The organism is Pseudarthrobacter sp. SORGH_AS 212 (assembly GCF_030818145.1).
Classification (GTDB): domain Bacteria; phylum Actinomycetota; class Actinomycetes; order Actinomycetales; family Micrococcaceae; genus Arthrobacter.
The window spans coordinates 2,022,963-2,043,857 of the sequence record NZ_JAUTAA010000001.1 but is presented as its reverse complement, the minus strand read 5'-3'; the positions used below and the strand labels follow the sequence as shown (position 1 = coordinate 2,043,857).

At 66.9% G+C, this 20,895-nt stretch carries 19 protein-coding genes and 1 tRNA gene; 11 read left to right on the top strand and 9 right to left on the bottom strand.

The features are described 5' to 3' along the window. Positions 1-70 precede the first annotated feature (70 nt). Positions 71-153: transfer RNA gene (locus tag QE394_RS09370), tRNA-Leu, on the top strand. A 154-nt stretch (positions 154-307) separates the two neighbouring features. Here the strand turns inward: QE394_RS09370 and QE394_RS09365 are convergent. After that, positions 308-1,258, bottom strand: coding sequence for a 2-hydroxyacid dehydrogenase (locus QE394_RS09365; RefSeq protein ID WP_056080197.1), 951 nt, complete (start codon positions 1,256-1,258; stop codon positions 308-310). A gap of 307 nt (positions 1,259-1,565) precedes the next feature. Between QE394_RS09365 and QE394_RS09360 the strand changes: the two genes are divergently transcribed. Genes QE394_RS09360 through QE394_RS09335 form a run of 6 tightly spaced genes read left to right on the top strand, consistent with a single transcriptional unit; the run spans position 1,566 to position 7,988 of the window. After that, a complete protein-coding gene (locus QE394_RS09360; RefSeq protein ID WP_349034375.1) occupies positions 1,566-3,128 on the top strand; it encodes an ABC transporter substrate-binding protein in 1,563 nt (520 codons plus the stop codon). A gap of 26 nt (positions 3,129-3,154) precedes the next feature. After that, on the top strand, positions 3,155-4,084 hold the full coding sequence (locus QE394_RS09355) for an ABC transporter permease (protein WP_056080190.1): 930 nt from the start codon (positions 3,155-3,157) through the stop codon (positions 4,082-4,084). An 8-nt stretch (positions 4,085-4,092) separates the two neighbouring features. Then, the gene (locus QE394_RS09350) at positions 4,093-5,100 is read left to right on the top strand and encodes an ABC transporter permease (protein ID WP_261620466.1); all 1,008 of its coding nucleotides are present in this window, start codon (positions 4,093-4,095) and stop codon (positions 5,098-5,100) included. Then, positions 5,097-6,239, top strand: coding sequence for an ABC transporter ATP-binding protein (locus QE394_RS09345; RefSeq protein ID WP_056080185.1), 1,143 nt, complete (start codon positions 5,097-5,099; stop codon positions 6,237-6,239). The genes QE394_RS09350 and QE394_RS09345 overlap by 4 nt, the downstream gene beginning before the upstream one ends. Further along, on the top strand, positions 6,232-7,266 hold the full coding sequence (locus tag QE394_RS09340) for an oligopeptide/dipeptide ABC transporter ATP-binding protein (protein WP_056080182.1): 1,035 nt from the start codon (positions 6,232-6,234) through the stop codon (positions 7,264-7,266). The genes QE394_RS09345 and QE394_RS09340 overlap by 8 nt, the downstream gene beginning before the upstream one ends. Continuing rightward, positions 7,263-7,988, top strand: coding sequence for a sulfite exporter TauE/SafE family protein (locus QE394_RS09335; RefSeq protein ID WP_349034374.1), 726 nt, complete (start codon positions 7,263-7,265; stop codon positions 7,986-7,988). The genes QE394_RS09340 and QE394_RS09335 overlap by 4 nt, the downstream gene beginning before the upstream one ends. On the opposite strand, the gene QE394_RS09330 is transcribed toward QE394_RS09335, so the two are convergent. Continuing rightward, positions 7,960-8,979 (bottom strand): 2-hydroxyacid dehydrogenase, encoded by a 1,020-nt coding sequence (locus QE394_RS09330; RefSeq protein WP_349034373.1) that lies wholly within the window; start codon positions 8,977-8,979, stop codon positions 7,960-7,962. The genes QE394_RS09335 and QE394_RS09330 overlap by 29 nt on opposite strands. Continuing rightward, the gene (locus QE394_RS09325; protein WP_261620461.1) at positions 8,976-10,277 is read right to left on the bottom strand and encodes a glucarate dehydratase family protein; all 1,302 of its coding nucleotides are present in this window, start codon (positions 10,275-10,277) and stop codon (positions 8,976-8,978) included. The genes QE394_RS09330 and QE394_RS09325 overlap by 4 nt, the downstream gene beginning before the upstream one ends. A 132-nt stretch (positions 10,278-10,409) precedes the next feature. On the opposite strand from QE394_RS09325, the gene QE394_RS09320 reads away from it, so the two are divergent. Then, on the top strand, positions 10,410-11,348 hold the full coding sequence (locus tag QE394_RS09320; protein ID WP_349034372.1) for a LysR family transcriptional regulator: 939 nt from the start codon (positions 10,410-10,412) through the stop codon (positions 11,346-11,348). Positions 11,349-11,411: 63 nt separating this feature from the next. Here the strand turns inward: QE394_RS09320 and QE394_RS09315 are convergent, their stop codons facing one another. From QE394_RS09315 to QE394_RS09305, 3 genes are all read right to left on the bottom strand, one after another. Then, on the bottom strand, positions 11,412-12,140 hold the full coding sequence (locus QE394_RS09315) for a FadR/GntR family transcriptional regulator (RefSeq protein WP_349034371.1): 729 nt from the start codon (positions 12,138-12,140) through the stop codon (positions 11,412-11,414). A 23-nt stretch (positions 12,141-12,163) separates the two neighbouring features. Continuing rightward, entirely contained in the window at positions 12,164-13,291 is a 1,128-nt protein-coding gene (locus QE394_RS09310) for a mandelate racemase/muconate lactonizing enzyme family protein (RefSeq protein ID WP_056080162.1), read from the bottom strand. 113 nt (positions 13,292-13,404) lie between these two features. Beyond that, positions 13,405-14,151, bottom strand: coding sequence for a TetR/AcrR family transcriptional regulator (locus QE394_RS09305; protein ID WP_349034370.1), 747 nt, complete (start codon positions 14,149-14,151; stop codon positions 13,405-13,407). 82 nt (positions 14,152-14,233) lie between these two features. On the opposite strand from QE394_RS09305, the gene QE394_RS09300 reads away from it, so the two are divergent. Next, positions 14,234-15,679 carry an FAD-dependent oxidoreductase gene (locus QE394_RS09300; protein WP_349034369.1) on the top strand — a complete coding sequence of 482 codons (1,446 nt, stop codon included), beginning with the start codon at positions 14,234-14,236 and terminating at the stop codon, positions 15,677-15,679. Positions 15,680-15,757: 78 nt separating this feature from the next. Then, positions 15,758-16,240: a pyridoxamine 5'-phosphate oxidase family protein gene (locus QE394_RS09295; protein WP_056080156.1), complete on the top strand. Its 483-nt coding sequence runs from the start codon at positions 15,758-15,760 to the stop codon at positions 16,238-16,240. 102 nt (positions 16,241-16,342) lie between these two features. Here the strand turns inward: QE394_RS09295 and QE394_RS09290 are convergent, their stop codons facing one another. From QE394_RS09290 to QE394_RS09280, 3 genes are read right to left on the bottom strand one after another with little or no spacing between them, the layout of a single operon-like run. Beyond that, positions 16,343-16,816 (bottom strand): hypothetical protein, encoded by a 474-nt coding sequence (locus QE394_RS09290; protein ID WP_349034368.1) that lies wholly within the window; start codon positions 16,814-16,816, stop codon positions 16,343-16,345. Between the two features lie 39 nt (positions 16,817-16,855). Next, positions 16,856-17,458 carry a hypothetical protein gene (locus QE394_RS09285; protein ID WP_349034367.1) on the bottom strand — a complete coding sequence of 201 codons (603 nt, stop codon included), beginning with the start codon at positions 17,456-17,458 and terminating at the stop codon, positions 16,856-16,858. Between the two features lie 54 nt (positions 17,459-17,512). After that, positions 17,513-18,151: a hypothetical protein gene (locus QE394_RS09280; RefSeq protein ID WP_349034366.1), complete on the bottom strand. Its 639-nt coding sequence runs from the start codon at positions 18,149-18,151 to the stop codon at positions 17,513-17,515. A 232-nt stretch (positions 18,152-18,383) separates the two neighbouring features. On the opposite strand from QE394_RS09280, the gene QE394_RS09275 reads away from it, so the two are divergent. Next, a complete protein-coding gene (locus tag QE394_RS09275; RefSeq protein WP_349034365.1) occupies positions 18,384-20,894 on the top strand; it encodes a nitrate reductase in 2,511 nt (836 codons plus the stop codon). The last annotated feature ends 1 nt before the right edge of the window (position 20,895 follow it).

Sequence of the window (20,895 nt, the reverse complement as noted above, 5' to 3'; positions counted from 1 at the left end):
ATGCTTGATCTCGCTGCTTTTACAAGACTGCGAATCGGGAAACCGGCCGTAGTGGCGTGGAAGAAGTTGCGCGCGAGTGGCGGAACGGCAGACGCGCTGGCTTCAGGTGCCAGTGTCCGAAAGGGCGTGGGGGTTCAAATCCCCCCTCGCGCACGCAATTGAGAAGAGCCCCGATCTAAGGATCGGGGCTCTTCTTGTTTTAAGCACTGCTCGTGGGTTCCCCGGATGCCCCATCAGTTTTCGTTGCCAAAACCCGGGTTTAGGGGGCCTGACTGATGGGGCAACCGGGAGCCGGCGGATACCGCCGTTACGGGTGCACGGGGGTTACCGCGGAACCGGTCTCGGCGTAGGAGCGCAGGTTGGCCAGGGTCAGGTCCGCCATCGCTGCCCGGGTTTCGTGGGTGCCGCTTCCCAGGTGCGGCAGGAGGACCACGTTGTCCAGCTCGAGCAGGTCCTGGGGGACCTTGGGCTCGTCAACGAAGACGTCCAGGCCCGCTCCGCCCAGCCTGCCGGACAGCAGCGCATCGACCAGGGCGTCCTGGTCCACTACCGATCCGCGGGCAATGTTAATGAGGTAGCCGCGGGGGCCCAGCGCCTCAATGACGCCCGCGTCCACCAGGCCCGTTGAACCCGGGCCGCCGGCCGCGGCCACGATGAGCACCTCGCACCCTGTGGCGAGGTCACGCGGTGAGGGCGCGTACCGGTAATCGACTCCTGCTACCGGGTTCCTGCTGTGGTAGCTGATCTCGCAGTCGAAGCCTTCCAGGCGCCGGGCGATCACTTTGCCGATCCGGCCCAGGCCAAGGATGCCCACTTTGCGGCCGCTGGCTTTGGTGGCGAGCGGGAAGTTGCCCTTGCTGAGCCAGTCACCGCGCCGGACGAACCGGTCTGCGGCACTGATTCCGCGCAGGACATCCACGTAGAGGGCAAGGGCAGTGTCGGCAACGCAGTCATTCAGGACGTCCGGGGTGTTGCTGACGATGATGCCGCGCTCGAACGCCTGTGCCACGTCGGTGGTGTCATAGCCGACGCCGAAATTGATGACTGCGCGAAGGTTGGGCAGGGCGCGCATCAGGTCCGTCCCTACCCCGAACTTGCCCGACGTCACCGCCACGTCGAAGGTGCCGCCGTGCTGGCGGAGGAAGTCGGCCCGTTCTGCCGGAGCATCGGGCAGCCGGACCGCGCCGTAGTCGCTGATGATCGTTTCCTGGACGACTGGCATGAGGGGCCCTACCTGGAGGACGGCGATGTTCTTCATATCCAGCACCCTAGGTTTCGGACCCATACAGGTCCAACATGTAAATGGCATGGATCCATGCCCGAACTGTATTGATGGTCCCGGTCGGGCGGAATGACGCGGATCCCGCGCATCAGTGGTGCGGATCACAGCTGCCAAAAGCGCCCATCGCCCCCGCAGCGGCACCGGAGGACTGTGCCGAATCCCTTGTGGGCCCCCAACAGCTCAATTAGCTTGAGTCGAGCGCGGCCCCGCCAAGCATCCTTTCGCCGATGCGTCTGACGGTGCCGGGGCACTGCGCACCAAGTTTTCCAACCGGAGGAACCCAATGACGTCTTCTTCAAAGCTTCCCTTCCAGGCCACCGCACTGAGGTGGCCAGCCCTCGCGGCCGTCGCGGTGTTTGGCCTCAGCGCCTGCAGCGTGGCCAACTCGGACAGCGCCGGTGGCGGCGCGGCGGACACCGTCCGTGTGGTCCTGGGCCAGGAACCGCCCACACTCGAGGCCTGTGAGTCCAACCTGACTTCCACCGGCGTTGTGGTTCGCTCCAACGTGACCGAGCCCCTGATCGAACGCAATCCGCAAAGCGGTGAACTCGAACCCAAGCTCGCCACCGAGTGGAAGGCCACCAGCGATACGGAATGGACCCTGAAGCTCCGGGAGGGAGTCAACTTCCAGGACGGAACACCCTTCAACGCCGAGGCGGCAGCCTTCACCATCGACCGGGCGGTGAACTCCAAACTCGGGTGCAACGTTGAGGGCTACGTCTTCGGAGACGCCGACCTCGACGTCAAGGCCGTCGACGCCACCACCCTGACCGTGACAACACCGGAACCGGACCCCATCCTGCCGCTGCGGCTCTCCTTCCTCGAAGTGGTGCCGACGTCCACCAGCACCACCGAGAAGGTTCGCGAACCCATCGGAACCGGCCCCTACAAGATCGATTCCTGGGACGCCGGCCAGAAGATCTCGCTCAGCAGCTGGGACGGCTACTGGGGCGACAAGCCTGCCTACGCCAAGGCGGAGTACCAGTGGCGCTCCGAAAGCTCGGTTCGTGCCGCCATGATCACCAGCGGGGAGGCGGACGTTGCCATGGGGCTGAGCCCTGATGACAACATCGGAGACCTCGGCGTTGACTACCCCAACAACGAAACAGTGGCGCTGCGCATGGACGCGAACGAGGCACCGCTCAACGACATACGGATCCGCCAGGCGGTCAACTACGCAATCGACAAGGAAGGGATCGTCAACTCGCTCTACCAGGGCAAGCACCAGGTGGCTGCGCAGCTGGTCCCCGAAGGCATCGTGGGCCACAACTCCGGGCTGAAGAGCTGGCCGTTCGACCTTGAGAAGGCAAAGTCGCTGGTGGCAGAGGCCAAGGCCGACGGCGTGGACACCTCCAAGCAGATTTCCCTTGTGGTCCGCAGCGCCCAGTTCCCCAAGATCACCGAACTGGCCCAGGTACTCCAGGAACAGCTCAGCCAGGCAGGCCTGAACGTGAAGCTGAAGATGCTCGAAACCAGCCAGCACCTGACCTACCAGGTCCGCCCGTTCGCCGACGATGAAGGCGCCGTTGCCCTGATGACCCAGCACGGCAACCAGGCCGGCGACGCCGCCTTCACGGTGGACCAGTACATGCTCTCCACCGGAGCCCAGAGCTACTTCGGAACCCCGGAATTCGACGCCATGATCCGGAAGGCGGACGCTGCCTCCGGCGATGCCCGCCAGAAGGCCTTCGAGGAGATCTTCGCCTACCAGAACGACAAGGTGGTCCAGTTCGCGCACATCTCGCACCAGACCGGCATCCTGGGCAAGGCCAAGTCCGTCTCCTACACGCCCAACTCGTCCAGCGGTGACGAGCTGCGCATCTCCGAGATGACCCCGGCCAGCTAACCGCCTCTCCCACAGAAAGGACGGCCATGCTGACCTACTTGAGAAAGCGCATCATTTCCAGCGCCCTGCCGCTGGTGGTGGTAGTGGTGGGCGTCTTCGCGCTGGCCAGAATGACCGGAAACCCGGCCAGCCTGTACCTGCCGCTGAATGCCACCCAGCAGATGCGTGACGACTTCACGGCCCGCAACGGCCTGGACCAGCCGCTCCTGGTGCAGATGGCCGACTACTTCGGCGGGGTGCTCCGGCTCGACTTCGGGCAGTCCCTGCGCACCGGGCAGGACGCGGCCGCCATGGCGCTGCGTGCTTTCCCGGCCACCCTCCAGCTCGCGGCTACCACCATGGTGCTGGCCGTGGTGCTGGCGGTCATCGTGGGCTGCTGGGCTGCGCTGAAGCCGAATGGCGTCGCGGACAGGATCTCAAGCTTCATCTCCATGGCCGCGGCATCAATCCCGGACTTCTGGCTGGCCATTGTGGGGATCTGGATCTTCGCGATCACCCTGGGCTGGGTCCCCACGTCGGGGGTGTCGGGGGCCAGTGCCTGGGTGCTGCCCATCGCCACGCTGCTCCTGCGGCCGTTTGGTGTGCTGGTGCAGATTGTGCGTGGTTCCATGGTGTCCGCGCTCTCCGAGCCATACATCAAACTGGCCCGCAGCCGCGGCGCCGGCGAGCTGCGGGTGGTCACCCACCACGCCCTGCGGAACGCTGCCGCGCCGGCCCTTACTGTCGCCGGTGACCTCACCGTGGGCCTCGTCAACGGCGCCGTGGTGGTGGAGACGATCTTCGGCTGGCCGGGCATCGGCAAGCTGATGATCGATTCGATCCTGCAGCGCGACTTCGCGGTCCTGCAGGCGGCGGTGCTGCTGACCGCCGTCGCGATCTTTGCCCTGAACATCCTTATCGACATGGGGTACGCGCTGCTGGATGCGCGCGTCCGTCCCGTGACGGTCAAGGCCTAGGAGGAACCATGACGAGTTCATTGACTGACGGCGCCGCCCCAGAGGGGCAGGAAGAGCGGCAGCCGGCCGGACAGCCGCCCACCAGGAACGCACCGGACCTCCGGGACGGCCAGCCGGGCCTGTTCCGCCTCCTCCTCAAAGACCGATTCGCCGCCGTCGCCGCCTTTGTGCTGCTGCTGGTTGGCCTGACCGCTTTGGTGGGGCCCGCGCTCATGGGCGACCTCGCCACCAAGCAGAACCTGCTGTTCGCCAACAAGGCCCCGTTCACCATGGCGCACGGCTGGGAGTACTTCCTGGGCAGCGATTCGCTGGGCCGCAGCATGCTGGCCCGCCTGGTAGTGGCCAGCAGGACAACCCTGTCCGTGGCGCTTCCCGCTGTCGCCGTGGCCCTGCTCATCGGCTCGCTGTGGGGCGTCTGGGCCGGGTACCACCGCGGCTGGCGGGAGAACGTCTCCATGCGGGTGGCCGATGTGATCATGAGCTTCCCCTCACTGCTGCTCGCCGTAGTGGTCCTCTACGTCTTCAGCCCCTCCGCTGCCAACATCGTGCTGATCCTGGCGTTGACGCGTATTCCGATCTACCTGCGCACCGCCCGCGCCGAATCGGCCGAACTGCAAAGCCGCACCTTCGTGGACGCCGCCCGGACCTTCGGGGCCAAGCCCAACGCCATCATCTTCCGGCACGTCATCCCGGTGGTGCTGCCCACCCTGCTGACCCTGGCCACCCTGGAATTCTGCTACGTCATGCTGGCCGAATCCTCGCTGAGCTTCCTTGGCATCGGTATCCAGCCGCCGGACGTCAGCTGGGGCCTGATGGTGTCGCAGGGCCGGCAATACCTGCAGACCGCATGGTGGCTGTCCATCTTCCCGGGCGTCGCCATTGTGGTCACCACCATCGCCGCCAACGTGCTGGCAGCCTGGCTCCGGATCGCCACCGATCCCGCCCAGCGCTGGCGCCTGGCCCTTCCCCGCAAACGGCTGATCGCCCGTATCCCAGCCAAGGAGGCACAGCCGTGAAAACAGCTGCCGACCCATCTACACGCCAGAACCCCCAGGGCTCCGCCGGCCCGGCCGGCGCCCAGGCACATGACGTGGTCCTGCAGGTCAGCGACCTCGCCGTGGACATCAGGACCCACCGCGGCACCGTCCGGGCCGTCAACAGCGTGGGCTTCGAAGCCCGGGCAGGGGAGACCCTGGCCCTGCTGGGTGAATCCGGTTGCGGAAAATCCATGACGGCCAAGGCACTCGCGGGCATCATGGACCCGGTCTGCGACCTGGCCGACGGGCGGATTGTCCTGAACGGGACCGACCTGGCCGCGCTGACCCCGAAGGAGCGGCTGAAGTTTGCCGGACCGGAACTGGGCATCGTCTTCCAGGACGCACTGACCGCCCTGAACCCCGTATATACAGTGGGCACACAACTGGGGGAGGCATTCCGGATCCACCGGGGCCTGAACGCCAAGCAGGCCCGTGCCGAAGCCATCGACCTGATGAAGCGCGTGGGGATCCCGGAACCTGAATCGCGGGTCAATTCCTACCCCCACCAGTTCTCCGGCGGCATGCGCCAGCGCATCCTCATCGCCATGGCAGTGGCGCTGAATCCGCGGCTGTTGATCGCCGATGAGCCCACCACCGCCCTGGACGTCACAGTCCAGGCGCAGATCATGCAGTTGCTGCGCAAGCTCCGCGAAGAGGGCCAGATGGCCGTCATCCTCATCACCCACGACCTTGCGGTGGTGGCTGAGGAGGCAGATTCGGTGGCCGTGATGTACGCCGGGAACGTAGTGGAGAGCGGGCCGGTGGCCGAGGTCTTCGCCGATCCCCGCCACCCCTACACCAAGGGCCTGCTGGAATCCGTGCCCGTGCACCTGGAACGCGGCGACCAGCTCAAATCCATCCCGGGCAGCCCGCCGGAGCTCCACGACATCCCGTCCGGCTGCGTCTACCAGTCGCGCTGCCCCATGGTGCAGGACATCTGCCGCGCCGAGCGCCCTGCACTGCGCCCGGCAGGCCGCCGTCGTACGCCAAGCGGTACCGCAACCGCTGCGGCCGACCCGGAGCAGACCACGTCCGCAGGAACCAACGACGGCGGCGCAACAGTCCGTCCCGTGCGCACGGCCGCGTGCCACTTCAGCGAGGAGATCACCAATGCCTGAACCGCTTCTGAGCATTGAGGGCCTGACCAAGACGTTCCACGTTGCCAAAAGTGCCAGCGGGAACACCAGGCTCAAGGCCCTGGACGGCATCAGCCTCAGCGTGGGCCGCGGGGAAACCCTGGGCCTGGTGGGTGAGTCCGGCTGCGGCAAATCCACCCTGGCGCGCACGCTGATGATGCTGGAAACTCCGGATGAAGGGACGGTCAGCTTCGAGGGGACCAACCCGTTCGGGCTCAAGGGCAAGGAGCTGCTGGCATGGCGCCGGCGGGTCCAGATGGTCTTCCAGGACCCTTTCGCATCGCTCAACGCCCGGATGAGCGCGGGCGACATCATCGCCGAACCCTGGACAACGCACCGGAGCCTCTACCCCACGTCCCGGGAGCGGGACGAACGGGTGCAGGAACTGCTGCAGATGGTGGGGCTGCGGGCGTCCGACGCGCGGAAGTCGCCGCAGGAGTTCTCCGGCGGGCAGCGCCAGCGCATCGGCATCGCCCGGGCGCTTGCCCTGAAACCGGACGTGATCATCCTGGACGAGCCGGTATCCGCACTTGACCTGTCCGTCCAGGCCCAGGTCCTCAACCTGCTCAACGAGCTGCAGAAGGAACTGGGCGTCTCCTATATCTTCATCTCCCACGACCTCACTGTGGTCCGGCACGTCGCCGACCGGGTGGCCGTCATGTACCTGGGCAGGATCATCGAGACGGGGGAAACCGAAGAGGTCTTCGACCATCCCCGGCACCCCTATACGGCGGCGCTGATGTCCGCTTCGCCCAAGCTCGACGTCACCGGCGCCAAGCGGGACAGGATTGTGCTTCAGGGCGAGCTGCCCTCCCCGCTGGATCCGCCCTCGGGATGCCGCTTCCGCACCCGGTGCTGGAAGGCCCAGGACATTTGTGCCGAGGTGGCCCCGGAGCCGCAGGTCCTGACAGCCCCGGACGGCCGGCGGCACCTGGCCGAATGCCACTTCCCGCTCGACACCATCAAGGGCCTTACCGGCGCCCCAGCGGCAACTGCCAACGCCTTGTGACCGGCGCCGAATACGCCATCATCGCCGGAGCCATCTTCCTGGCAGCCTGCCTGCAGGCCTCCAGTGGCTTCGGCATGGGGATGCTGGCGGCGCCGGTGATTGCCATCATCGATCCCGAACTGCTGCCCGCCACCCTGATCCTGCTCGCCCTGCTGGTCACCATCATGGTGACGGTGACCGAGCGGCAAAGCCTGGACCTGGGCGGTACGGGCTGGGCCCTGGCGGGCAGGATACCGGGCAGCCTGGCCGGCGCCTGGCTGGTGGCGGTCTCCTCCAGGGAAGGGATGGCCTGGGTGGTGGTGGCCGTGGTCCTCGCCGGCCTGGTCCTGGCGGGCCGGGGCTGGGCGCCGCGGCCCCGGCGGACCAACCTGGTGGTGGCGGGGGCCGCTTCCGGCATCATGGGCACCGCCACGTCCATCGGCGGCCCGCCCATGGCGCTGATCTGGCAGGGCCATGAGGGGCCGAGGCTGCGCGGCACCATGAGTGCCTTCTTCATGGTGGGATCGGCCATTTCCATGACCATGCTGTGGCTGGCCGGTACTGTCACCGAGCACATGCTGGTCCTGGCCCTGTGGATGGTTCCGGCGGTGATCGCCGGTTATGCGGCGTCCCGCTACGTCAACCGGTTCCTCAGCCCGGCCCGGCTGAAGAAGCTGGCCTTTGCCGCGTCCGCACTGGGGAGCGCGCTGCTGGTCACCCGGCTGGTACTGGGCCCGTCCTGACAACATTGTGCAGCGGCAGTCCGGTGGCCAGCCGTCCGATATTGGCCGCGATGTCCCGGGCCCGGCGCTCGAACGTCACCCGCGCATGGCCCGAGTGGTGCGGCGTGAGGACCGTGTTGTCCAGGTCCGTGAACGGCCATTGCGCCGGCGGCACCACGCCCTCGGCAGGCGTACCCCACCAGACGTCCAGTCCGGCGCCGGCAATCCGCCGCTCCGAGAGGGCGGCATAAAGCGCTGCCTGGTCCACCACGGCGCCACGCGCCACGTTGACCAGGATCGCGGAGGGCTTCATCGCTCCCAGCTCCGCAGCGCCGATCATGCCGCGGGTGTCCTCCGCCAGGGGCACGGTGACCACCACGACGTCGGAACCCGCCAGGAGGGCCGGAAGATCGGCGTTGCCGCCCACCCAGTCCAGCTTGACCCCGGCGGGCAGCGGCCCGGCTGGGTTGCGGCGCACGGCCCGGACCTTCATCCCCATGGCAGCGGCAACCCGGGCTACCTCCGCGCCAATGGACCCCAGCCCCACCACGCCGAGCACCAGGTCGCTGAGCACGGGATGGAACGGAACGTCCGGGGCAGTGGCGATGGTCCGCCACTGGCCGGTCCGCACCTCGCGGTCCGCCCGGACGACGTTCCGCGACAACATCAGCATGACCATCAGGACATGCTCGGCGATGGGCCGGGCGTGATGGAAGGTGTTGGCCACGGTTGCCCCGGGAGACAGGTGCGGGAAAGAGATCTTGTCGTAGCCGGCTCCGGTCACATGGACCAGCCGGACGTTGCCCGCGGCTTCCGCTTCAGACGGGGGAAGGGCGGAACAGACGACGACGTCGGCCGCGGCAAGTGCCGCGGCCCGCCTTTGCGGAGACCACGCCGCAGCCATGTCCCAGTGGTGCGCGCCGCCGTCGGACCTTAACGCCTCCTCGAACCGGCTGATGATGGGATCGGTGACCACGATCCGAAGGGATTGGCTACTGTCCGGTGCGCTCACCAGCGGGGACTCTGCAGCTGGTAGGAGGGGTGCAGGCGCTGCATGTAACCGGTATCGTCACGGCTCCGCAGCCCGCAGTCCAGGTACTGGCGGTGCAGGCGCTCCAGGGCGTCCCGGTCCACCGTGATGCCCAGGCCGGGTGCCGTGGGGACCCCCACCGCGCCGTCCGTGAACCGGAGGACACCGTCCTCGATGATGTCCTCCTCCGGGTCCTTCCACGGCCAGTGCGTATCGCAGGCATAGTCGAGGTTGGGGGTGGCCGCAGCAAGGTGGACCATGGCGGCCAGGCTGATGCCGAGGTGGGAGTTGGAGTGCATCGACAGGCCCAGCCCGAAGGTTTCGGTGATCCCGGCAAGGAACTGGCTGCGGCGCAGCCCGCCCCAGAAGTGGTGGTCGGAGAGAATGACGTCCACGGCTCCGGCCGCAACGGCGGGGGACACATCAGCGAAGCTGACAACGCACATGTTGGTGGCCAGCGGCATGCCCACTTCCCTGCGCACTGCTGCCATGCCCCCGATCCCCGGCGTGGGGTCCTCCAGGTACTCCAGGACGCCGTCCAGTTCCTTCCCCACCCGGATGGAGGTCTCCACGGTCCAGGCGGCGTTGGGGTCGATGCGGAGCGGCAGGTCCGGGAACTCCGCGCGGAGGGCCTGGATGGCGGCGATCTCCTCCTCGGGCGGGAAGACGCCGGCCTTCAGCTTCAGGGCGCCGAAGCCGTAGCCGTCCACCATCGCCCGGGCCTGCCGGACAATGCCTTCCGGGTCCAATGCGGCGCCCCACCGGTCCGCCTCTTGGCCGGGATGCCCGGCCCATTTGTAGAACAGGTAGCCACTGAACTGCACGGACTCCCGTACCGCCCCGCCCAGCAGATCGCTGACGGGACGGCCCAGGAGCTGTCCCTGGATATCCAGCGCCGCGACGTCGAAGGCGGACAGGACGCGGTCCGCCGTGCTCGAACCGGTGACCATGCCGCTCATGCCGTGGCCGCCCTCGATGGTGTCCACACTGAGGGCCTGCGCGATGCGGCCGCGGAGGGTGTTGATGTTGAAGACGTCCACGCCTTCCAGCGATGCGGCTGCCAGCTGCAACCGGGCCAGGTGGCCGGCGTCGCCGTAGGTTTCGCCGAAGCCGGATACGCCCGAGTCCGTGAGGACCTCGATGATGGCGCGCAGGGCGAAGGGTTCATGGACGCCGACAGTATTAAGGAGCGGCGGGTCCTTGAACGCCACGGGCGTGATGGTCACGCCGGTGATGCGGACCTGGCCGAGGTGCTGGGCGGTGTCGAAGGTAGGGGTCACAGCGCTGTGCTCTTCATGGTGCGGGGCTCCTGATGGGGGTTGCTTTGTGTGGTCCTGTTCACAGACGATATGGGAAGCGATCGATACAGGTCCAAGCCAATTTCTGCACTCGACAATCCAGTAAAGGTATTGATGTTTTCGCTGCCCCAGTTAGAGGCCTTCGTGGCCGTGGCCGAGGAACTGCATTTCGGTGCCGCTGCCGAACGGCTCAACATGACCCAGCCGCCGCTCAGCCGGCAGATCCAGATGCTGGAAAAGAAGCTCAACACCACACTGTTCAGCCGGACCAGCCGCAAGGTGGAACTGACAGCAGCCGGCGCCACACTGCTGCCCAGGGCCCGGCAGATCCTGGACATGTGCATCAAGACGGACATGGACGTCCGCCGGGTTTCCTCCGGGCAGGCAGGGACCATCACTGTGGGCTACACCGCGATAGCCGGCCAGAGCGCGTTGCCCATGATGCTCCGAAAGGCGGCCGAAGGGATGCCGGGGGTGTCTTTTGTGCTGCGGGAGCTGGTGTCCACCGACCAGATGGACGGGCTGGTGAAGGGCAGTGTGGACATCGGCCTGCTGCGGCCCATCGTTGCCCGGCCAGGGGTGGTGTTCCGGCCGCTGATGCAGGACAGGCTGGTCGTGGCGGTGCCGGAAGGAAACCCGATCCTGGGCAACACCGGAATTGCCGACGGCCAGCCGCTGCCGCTGGGGTCCCTGGACCGGCGCCCCCTGCTGATGTACTCCACCAAGGAGGCCCGGTATTTCCACGACTTGGTGCTCCGCCTGTTCGCCAGCGCGGGCGCCCATGCCAACATCACCCAGTACGCCAGCCAGGTCCCGGCGCTGCTGGCGTTCGTCCAGGCCGGGCTTGGAGTGACCCTGGTTCCTGCCTCGGCAATGGCCTTCGCCCCGCCCGGAGTGGAGTTCCACGAAATCGATGGCCGCCACGGCATGAAGGAACTGAACCGGGTGGACCTGGAACTGGCCTGGAACGAGGAAACGGCCAATCCTGCGGTGCTGCGGCTCCTGGAGCTGATAGGGGAGACCATGCCGGCGGCGGGAGCGCCAGCGGGGTGAGGCCCGCCCGTCAGGGTCCTGCTCGCGGATCAGGGCCCCGAAGGCGCGGATCAGCGAACGGGCCTAGGACTCGGGCCTGGGCCCCGGTTCGCTGGACGGCCGTGCGGATGCCTTGAATCGGCGTCGGGAGTTGGCCAAGTGGCTGCGCATCGCGGCCGCGGCAGCAGCCTCGTCACCATCGGCGATGGCGTCCAGGATGGACCGGTGCTCCTGGACCACCTGGTCGAAGTGGTCCCGGGCGTAGTGCTCGACGCCGGTCATCAGCCGGGTGCGCGGCATGGCAATCATCGTCTGGCCCAGTGCTGCGAGGCAGTCGGAGTAATACGGGTTGCCGGAGGCCGCCGCCACCGCCCGGTGGAAGTCGAAGTCCGATTTCATGGCATGGGACGGGTGGCCCGCACTCTTGGTGAAGGCCTCCAGCGCAGTGCCCACCGCCCGCAACTGCCGCTCGGTGTGGTTGCGCGCGGCCAGGGCGGCGGCTTCCGTCTCGACGCCCATGCGGAACTCCAGCAGGTGCAGCCGGTCCTCGGTGGTGGCCACCGGCCGGGCCCCGGGTACAGCCTGGGGCCCGTCCGACGGCGGCGTGAGGGCGAAGCTGCCGCGCCCGCGTTCGGTTTCCACGAGCCCTTCGGCCTGGAGCCTCGTCAGCGCGGCCCGGACCACGGTCCGGCTCACGCCGAAGTCGCTGATCAGGGTGTTTTCGCTGGGAAGCTTCTCACCCGGTTGGATGATGCCGTCAACAATGCGGTTGCGAAGGTCGGCGGCGAGGTCCGCGGTGAGGTTCCGGCTCATGGCTCAAGGTTACGGCTTCAGCGTTATGCCCCGAACTCCACGGAGTCGGTGGTCCAGGCGCGGGCCTGGTCGCTGAGCGTGACGCCGAGGCCGGGGCGGTCCGGAACGATCATGCGGCCGTCCTTGGTTTCGAGGCGCTCGTTGAACAGCGGGTCCAGCCAGTCGAAGTGCTCAACCCACGGTTCGCGGGGGTAGGCCGCTGCGAGGTGCAGGTGGATTTCCATGGCGAAGTGCGGTGCAAGGCCCAGGCCGCGTTCGTCCGCGAGGGCGGCGAGGCGGAGGAACTGGGTGATGCCGCCGACGCGCGGGGCGTCAGGCTGGATGATGTCGCAGCCGTTGGCGGCGATGAGGCCCTTGTGCTCGGCCACGGAGGCCAGCATTTCACCGGTGGCGATGGGAGTGTCCAGGACCTGGGCCAGGTGGGCGTGGCCCTCGAAGTCGTAGGCATCCAGCGGCTCTTCGATCCAGATGAGGTTGAACTCCTCAAGGCGGCGGCCCATGCGCAGGGCCGTGGCCCGGTCCCACTGCTGGTTGGCATCCACCATCAGCGGAACGTCCCAGCCGATGTGTTCACGGATGCCGGCCACGCGGCGCAGGTCCTCTGCGGAGTCCGGCAGGCCCACCTTGATCTTGATGCCGCCAATGCCCTCCTCGATGGACTGGGAGGCGCGTGCCTTGACCTCGTCCAGGGAGGCGTTGAGGAAACCGCCGGAGGTGTTGTAGGTCTGCACGGAGTCGCGGTGGGAACCCAGGAACTTGGCCAGGGAAAGGCCTGCGCGCTTGGCCTTGAGGTCGTAGAGGGCGATGTCGATGGCTGCCAGGGCCTGGGTGGCGACGCCGGAGCGGCCCACGGAGGCGCCGGCCCACAGGAGCTTGGTGTAGATCTTGGCGATGTCGTTGGGGTCCTCGCCGATGATGCCCTCGGCCACTTCTTTGGCGTGGGCGTACTGGGCCGGCCCGCCGGCGCGCTTGGAGTAGCTGAAGCCGATGCCGGAGTGGCCCAGTTCGGTGGTGATTTCGGCGAAGAGGAACACTACCTCGGTCATGGGCTTCTGCCGGCCGGTGAAGACTTTGGCGTCGCTGATGGGAACGGCGAGGGGAAGGCGGGCGGTGGACAGTTTGACGTGCCGGATCAGGTCGACGGTGCTCATGGATTCTCCTAAGGGCGGGACTGGGCTCCTTCGCCCACCCTCTTAGGATACAAGTTTAAAACTTGTACTACAAGCATGATTTTGCGATCCCGAGTGTGACGTCCGCGCCAACGTCAGTCCGCCTCACGACGAAGGCTACCCAACCCGTCAATCAGGGCGTCCAAGCCCAGCGCGAAGGCGGCGTCCGCGGCGCGCAGGGGGTCAGTGGCCGCGTCACCGCCTTCAGGGATTTGGGTGTGTCCGCGCAGCGCGGTGCCCGCAGCCCCTCGGACCGCGGCGGTGAAATATGGCGTGGAATCGGCCATGGTGCCCGGGTCGAAAATGTCCTCCGGGGCGGTGACGTCGTATGCGGAGCCGAAAATAAACGACTCGAGCGCCACGATGGCCGAAATGATGCGCTCCTGGGGGAAGCCGGCGTCGAGGAATCCCTTGCTGACCGTCTCGTACATGGCCAGTGTCTGCGGCGCGTCGGTGACCGGCAGGACGGCGATGACCGGAATCAGCGGCGTGTGCTCGGCGAAGACATTGCGGTAGCTCCAGGCCCACGTGCGGACCGCGTCATCCCAGGGCGCGGCGCCAAAGGAGGACACATCCACCAGGGACATCAGGTGGTCTTCCACCAGAAGCAGGACGTCCTGCTTCGACGACACGTGGTTATAGAGGGCGGAGGGCGCCACCTCGAGGAGTTTGGCCAGGGCAGCCATGGTCAGCCCGTCGTACCCCTTCCGGCTAACGAGCTCCAGGGCGGCCGAGGTGATGCCCGCCTTGTCCAGTACCGCCGAGGAAGGCCTTCCGGCGCGCCTTCTCCGGACGCCGCCGTCGGGAGCCGGACGTTGGTGTGCTGCTGGTACTGCCGGCAATTTCTGCCCTTTCCTCGGTGTCCTCCGCATTATTGCACCAGGTACTTCCGCTGCCCGGCCGGACGGGCTATAGTTCTAATAAATGAATGCCATTCATTTAGTGGTTTCCATCACCCGGGACCGCAGAGAGGACATCATGCTGAACCTGAACCGCGACGTCGTTGTTGTTGGAGCCGGGCCGTCTGGACTCATGGCCGCCCGCGAACTGAAGAAGGCCGGCCTCAGTGTCGCCGTCCTCGAGGCCCGTGACCGGGTGGGCGGGCGCACCTGGACCGGAACTGTGGACGGCGCCATGCTGGAAATCGGCGGCCAGTGGGTCTCGCCGGACCAGGAAGCGCTCCTGGAACTGCTCCAGGAACTGAACCTGGACACCTACCCGCGCTACCGCGACGGTGAGTCCGTCTACATCGGTGCCGACGGCGTTCCAGTGCGTTACACCGGCGACTCGTTCCCCGTGGACCCGGAAACCGCCGTCGAAATGGACCGCCTGGTGGCCATCCTGGACCAGCTCGCGGCCGAGATTGGGCCCGCCGAACCCTGGGCGCACCCGAAGGCCCGGGAGCTGGACACCATCTCGTTCCACCATTGGCTGCGGCAGAACTCGGCCAGCGAGGAAGCCTGCAAGAACATCGGACTGTTCATCGCCGGCGGCATGCTGACCAAGCCCGCGCACTCCTTCTCGGCCCTGCAGGCCGTCCTCATGGCAGCGTCCGCGGGATCCTTCACCAACCTCACGGACGAGGACTTCATCCTGGACCGCCGTGTGGTGGGCGGCATGCAGCAGGTCTCGCAGCTGCTGGCGCAGGACCTGGGCGACGATGTTGTGCTCAATACCCCGGTGCGAACCATCAACTGGGAGCCGGACGCCGAGGGCGGGCACCGCGTGACCGTGGAATCAGACCGCGCCACCGTTAACGCCCGCTTCGTCATCATGGCCGTTCCGCCCAACCTGTACTCCCGCGTCTCGTTCAACCCGCCACTGCCGCGCCGCCAGCACCAGATGCACCAGCACCAGTCCCTGGGCCTGGTCATCAAGGTCCACGCGGTGTACGCCACGCCGTTCTGGCGCGACAAGGGGCTCTCCGGCACCGGCTTCGGTGCCGATGCCCTGGTCCAGGAGGTCTATGACAACACCAATCACGGCGATGCCCGCGGCACCCTGGTGGGCTTCGTGTCCGATGAGAAGGCCGACGCCGTCTTCGAGCTGAGTCCCGAAGAGCGCAGGGAAGCGATCCTTGCGTCCGTCGCCGGTTACCTCGGCGACGAGGCACTCACCCCCGAGGTCTACTACGAGTCCGACTGGGGCTCCGAGGAGTGGACCCGCGGCGCCTACGCTGCCAGCTACGATCTCGGCGGCCTGCACCGGTACGGGAAGGACCAGCACGCCCCGGTGGGCCCCATCTACTGGTCCTCCTCCGACCTTGCCGCCGAAGGCTACCAGCATGTGGACGGTGCCATCCGGATGGGCCGCCGCACCGCGGAGCGCATCGCGGAAGTGGCGCGGGTGTCCGTGCCGGCCGGAGCCTGACTGCGCTGGCAAATAAGCATGCTTACTAATAGGCTGGCGGTGGGGAGTGTCCCCGACTCCAGACGAACGAGGTGAGGCATGACTGACGCACAGAGCATCAGCAAGGTTACTGAGATCATCAACGATTCCAAGATCGGAATGGTCACCACCATCAACGAAGAAGGCGCCCTCGTCAGCCGGCCGCTGGCCGTCCAGGAGGTCAAGGACGACGGCGATATGTGGTTCTTCACCGGGCTCGGCACCTCGCAGGTTGCGCACGTCCGCGCGGACTCCCGCGTCAACGTCTCCTTCGGCAAGAACACTGAATGGGTTTCCGTCGCCGGGACCGCAGAGGTGGTCACGGACCGTGCCAAGATCCACGAAATGTGGAACCAGGTTGTTGAGGCATGGTTCCCGGACGGTCCGGACACCCCCGAGGTATGTCTGCTCCGGGTGGACTCGGACTCTGCAGAGTACTGGACCAGCCCCGGCGGCACCGCAGCCACCGTGCTGCAGTGGGTCAAGTCCAAGGTGACGAACAGCCGCATGAGCGTCGGCGAGAGCGGCACCGTGGAGCTGTAGAGCCACTGTGTACGGCTAAGGTGCGGGGCAGCGGATGGCGCTGCCCCGCACCTTTCCTTTTCGGCTGCAATTGGGCCGTTGGAAGGTGTAGAGCCAGCAGCGCTAAGTCGTAGTAGCGGCTACCCCATCGCCGGGTCCGTGCTCAACGAGCGGGCCCGACGTGCGGCTGACGCGGGTACCCTGCTTAGTCGTGGCGGCCATTACCAGCACACCAAACTCGAAGCCTGAATACCGCGTCCGCTTGAACAGGCCGGCCTTTGGCTCAGCGTGCGCGCCGGGTCCCACTGCCGATACGAAGACATCGTTGCTCTCGTCACCACTGGCGATGAAGGTCACCCGGCGGTCGAATATCTGCGAGTCAAAGCGGGCGCGAAGCTCAACGATGAATTCGTCACCTACCTCCACATCAGGACGCAGAACACCCAAGTCGCCCAGGGTAACTTCGCCAGCGGACTTCAAAGTCCCGTCAGCCTGGCGGACCAGCATCGTCGCGAGACCTTCCCGAACCTTGCCGTCATTCACCCACGAGACGTCATCGCGCGGGTAACATCCCAAGGTCACCTTGGCCACCTTCACGAGACCAACTCCTTTCGTCTGTGCCGGGGCAATCTCCCGCTACTCCCGCCCCGTCAGTGCACCCAGCACCGCTGGCAGGAGGACGTCGTTGCGGCCCCATACCGGGTCCAGGATTTCCACGTACCAGGAATCAGCCAGCAGCAGGGCCAGGGAATCGTTGGTTTCGTCGGACCAGGCCTTGATCTGCTCCTCATCCACCGGGTTCTCGCTGGACCCGAGGACCGTCACCACTTCCGTCCCATCCAGGGTGACGGGTATGGCAGCACTGCTGGCCTCACCCGGGGCGTGGGCAACGGTCACAAGCTCCGTGCGGGTGGACAGTGCCAGCAGATCGCCGGCCGTCGCGGCGCTGCAGAATCCGGTGACGTACTCCCGTTGCGCTGCGGCGCCGTCCAGGATGCCGGGCTGGGATTCCTTCGTGAACAGCCCGTTCCGGTTCAGCTCCGCCAATGCGGCGGCGATCGGGTTGGTTTCGTCGTCGTAGCCTGCCGCGAAGTGCCCGGGCTGGTAGGAACTTCCACCCTCCAGCCAGCGCGCGGTCAGCTCACCGGCAGCGTCAAGGGTGGTGGCCTGCCGCCAGACCCCGCGGTCCTCCAGGAGCCGGCCGTACTGGTCGCGGGCTGGTATTTCCTCTGGCTTCATTCTGGGATGCTATCCCCGCCGGCGGCGGGCGCTCCACCGCTCCCGACACACCACTTAACCTGGCTGCCGGGCCTTGCCGGAGGGAATGCCCGCCGCCCGCTCGGCGTCGGCGAGGGAGGCAGCCAGGCTGGTGACGGCGTCGGGATACTCGTTCCCTCCACCGGGGACGCTGCCGTGGCCGGGATCGCTCCGAAGCTGTTCCGCCGCCCGCATGGCCTTGATGAGCGCTGACGTTTCGGGAAGGCGGACATCGGTCAGGGCCGGGTAGTCGATGCTGCACGCAGGATCCAGCTCGTACCGGCTCCACCGTGCCATCAGCTCATCGTGCCGGGCGCGGGCAGCCTGGTGCGCTGCCTCCCGGGCAAGATCATCGCGACGGCGTGAGCGCCCGGCCAGGTAACGCGGCGCCCAACGGTACACACCGATGCCCGCTGCCACCGCGGCACCGGCCAGGAACAGGCCGGTCCATGGGGAAATCAGCGTAGGGATCAGCAACGCGGGAACGGCCACGCACGAGCCAAGGAAAAGGTCCCAGAACAGCTGGTCCGAACGCTGCCCGCCGCCGTCGGACGCCAAGAGGCTCCTGCGCCGCACCACGAAAACCGTGGCGGCAACGCTGGCCACCAGCACCGGCCCGCACAGCACCAGCGCCCAGGCACCCTCGACGAGTCCCTGCACAAGTCCTTCCGTCACGGCTGCCACCTGGCACCTCCCGCGTGCGCCCGGGCCGCGGAATCCCGGGCTGGTCATTCCATTGCACCCTGTTCCGGCAGCGTGGTCAATGCCGGCGTCGTGTGGGCGTTTTGCCGCCATGCGAAAGGGTACGTTTCCCGTGTACTGCAGGTGCGGCGCCTGGGCACGGCACGGGTGCGCACGCTTGATGCGCACCCCGGGTGCCGGGTGCTTTTAGACGGGAGATGAACCGATGGGTCGGATTGACCGGATCGCAGAACCGTGGGGTACCAGGACTCCGTACGGCAGCGGCGAAACGTGGCCGGTGCGGGTGGACACGCACCTGGCCGAGGGAGTCGACACGGAATCCGTGGACTGCTGGGTCCAGACCGCCTCCATCCTTCATTCGAACGGCGACGCCATGGACATCGCCGTCAAGGACGACCGGATGGTGGGCGTACGGGGGCGCGCCTCCGACCGAGTGAACCACGGCCGCCTCGGTCCCAAGGACCTGTACGGCTGGCAGGCGAACTCGTCCCCGGACAGGCTGACCCGGCCGTTAATCCGGGAAGGCGGAAAACTCGTGGAGACGGACTGGGAAACCGCCATGGACCGCGTGGTGGCCCGGTCAAAGGCGCTGCTGGCGGAGCAGGGACCCAGCGCCCTTGGTTTTTACACCACCGGCCAGCTGTTCGCTGAGGAGTACTACAGCCTGGGGACCATTGCGCACGGCGGGATCGGGACCAACCACGTGGACGGCAACACCCGGCTCTGCACCGCCACGGCCGCGGAAGCGCTGAAGGAATCCTTCGGTTGCGACGGCCAGCCGGGCTCGTACACGGACGTGGACCACGCGGATGTCATCGCCCTCTACGGCCACAACGTGGCTGAAACGCAGACCGTCCTGTGGACCCGGATGCTGGACCGTCTGGCCGGGCCTAATCCACCCAAAATCATCTGCGTGGACCCGCGCCTCACCGAAGTTGCCCGGGCCGCAACGGTGCACCTGGCGCCCCGGCCCGGCACCAACGTGGCCCTCATGAACGCCATCCTCCATCACATCATCGCCAACGGCTGGGTGGACCAGGACTATATCCAGGCGCACACGGTGGGTTTCCAGGACCTGGAGAAGGAGGTGGCAAAGTACCCGCCGGCCCTTGCTGCCGAAATTACGGGTGTTCCGGCCGGAAAGATCGAGGAAGCGGCGCAGATCCTTGGCCACGCGGAGCGGCTCCTGTCCACCGTGCTGCAGGGCTTCTACCAGTCCAACCAGGGCACCGCCGCCGCCGTCCAGGTAAACAACATCAACATCATCCGCGGCATGCTGGGCAAGCCGGGGTGCGGGATCCTGCAGATGAACGGCCAGCCGACGGCCGAGAACACCCGCGAATGCGGGGCTGACGGCGACCTCGCAGCGTTCCGCAACTGGTCCAACGATGCCCACATCAAGGATCTGGCGCGCGTATGGAACGTGGACCCCATGTCCATCCCGCACTATTCCCCGCCCACCCACCTGATGCAGATGATGCGCTACGCGGAGGATGGCTCTATCCGGATGCTGTGGGTCAGCGGCACCAACCCTGCCGTGTCACTCCCGGAGCTGCGGCGGATCCGCTCCATCCTGGCGCAGGACCGGCTCTTCCTGGTGGTGCAGGACATCTTCCTGACGGAGACGGCCCAACTGGCCGACGTGGTGCTCCCCGCCGCCACGTGGGGTGAAAAGACCGGGACGTTTACCAATGCGGACCGCACCGTGCACCTGTCCGAGAAGGCCGTGGACCCGCCGGGGGAGGCCCGCCCGGACCTGGATATCTTCATCGACTACGCCCACCGGATGGGGCTGAAGGACAAGGACGGCGAGCCCCTGATCAAGTGGGACAGTCCCGAGTCGGCGTTCGAGGCCTGGAAGGAGTGTACCCGCGGGCGGCCGTGCGACTACACCGGCATCACCTACGGCAAGCTGCGCGGCGGCTCAGGCATCCAGTGGCCGTGCAACGAGGAAAACCCGGACGGCACCGAACGCATTTACGCTGACGGGAAGTTCTGGGCACACCCGGAGTACTGCGAGACCTACGGCCGGGATCTCATCACCGGCGCCCCCGTGGACCCCACCGAGTACAAGGCCCTGAACCCTGAGGGCCGCGCCATCATCAAAGCCGCCGAATACGTGCCGCCGCACGAGCTCCCCAGCCAGGAGTTCCCGCTGCAGCTGATCACCGGCCGCACCCTGTTCCATTTCCACACCCGGACCAAGACGGCGCGGGCGCCGGAACTCCAGGCAGCGGCGCCGGACGTCTGGGTTGAGGTGTCCGCGCACGACGCCGGCACGTACGGCTTTGCCGAAGGGGACCTTGCGGAGGTGACCACCCCGCGCGGGTCCGTGCAGGCGAAGGTGCGGATCGGCGGCATCCGGGACGGCGTGGTGTTCCTGCCCTTCCACTACGGCTACTGGGATACGCCGGGCCGGCACGAGCCTGACGGCGCAGGACGCGCCGCCAACGAACTGACCATCACAGAATGGGACGCCGCCTCCAAGCAGCCCATCTTCAAGACCGCGGCTGCCCGGATTTCCAAAGTGCGGTCCGGCGCCGGACCCGCCCCTGCACCCACCAACACAGCCTCCGCCCCCGCCGGCGATTTCCCGGCAGAGGCCCGGACCAGGGGCATTCCGTCCGCCCTGGCCGACGAGGAAATCCCAGGGCAAGGCACTCACGGCCCCGCGGACGGCCACGGCGGCAGTGGCACAGACGAAAGGGAGGCATAGC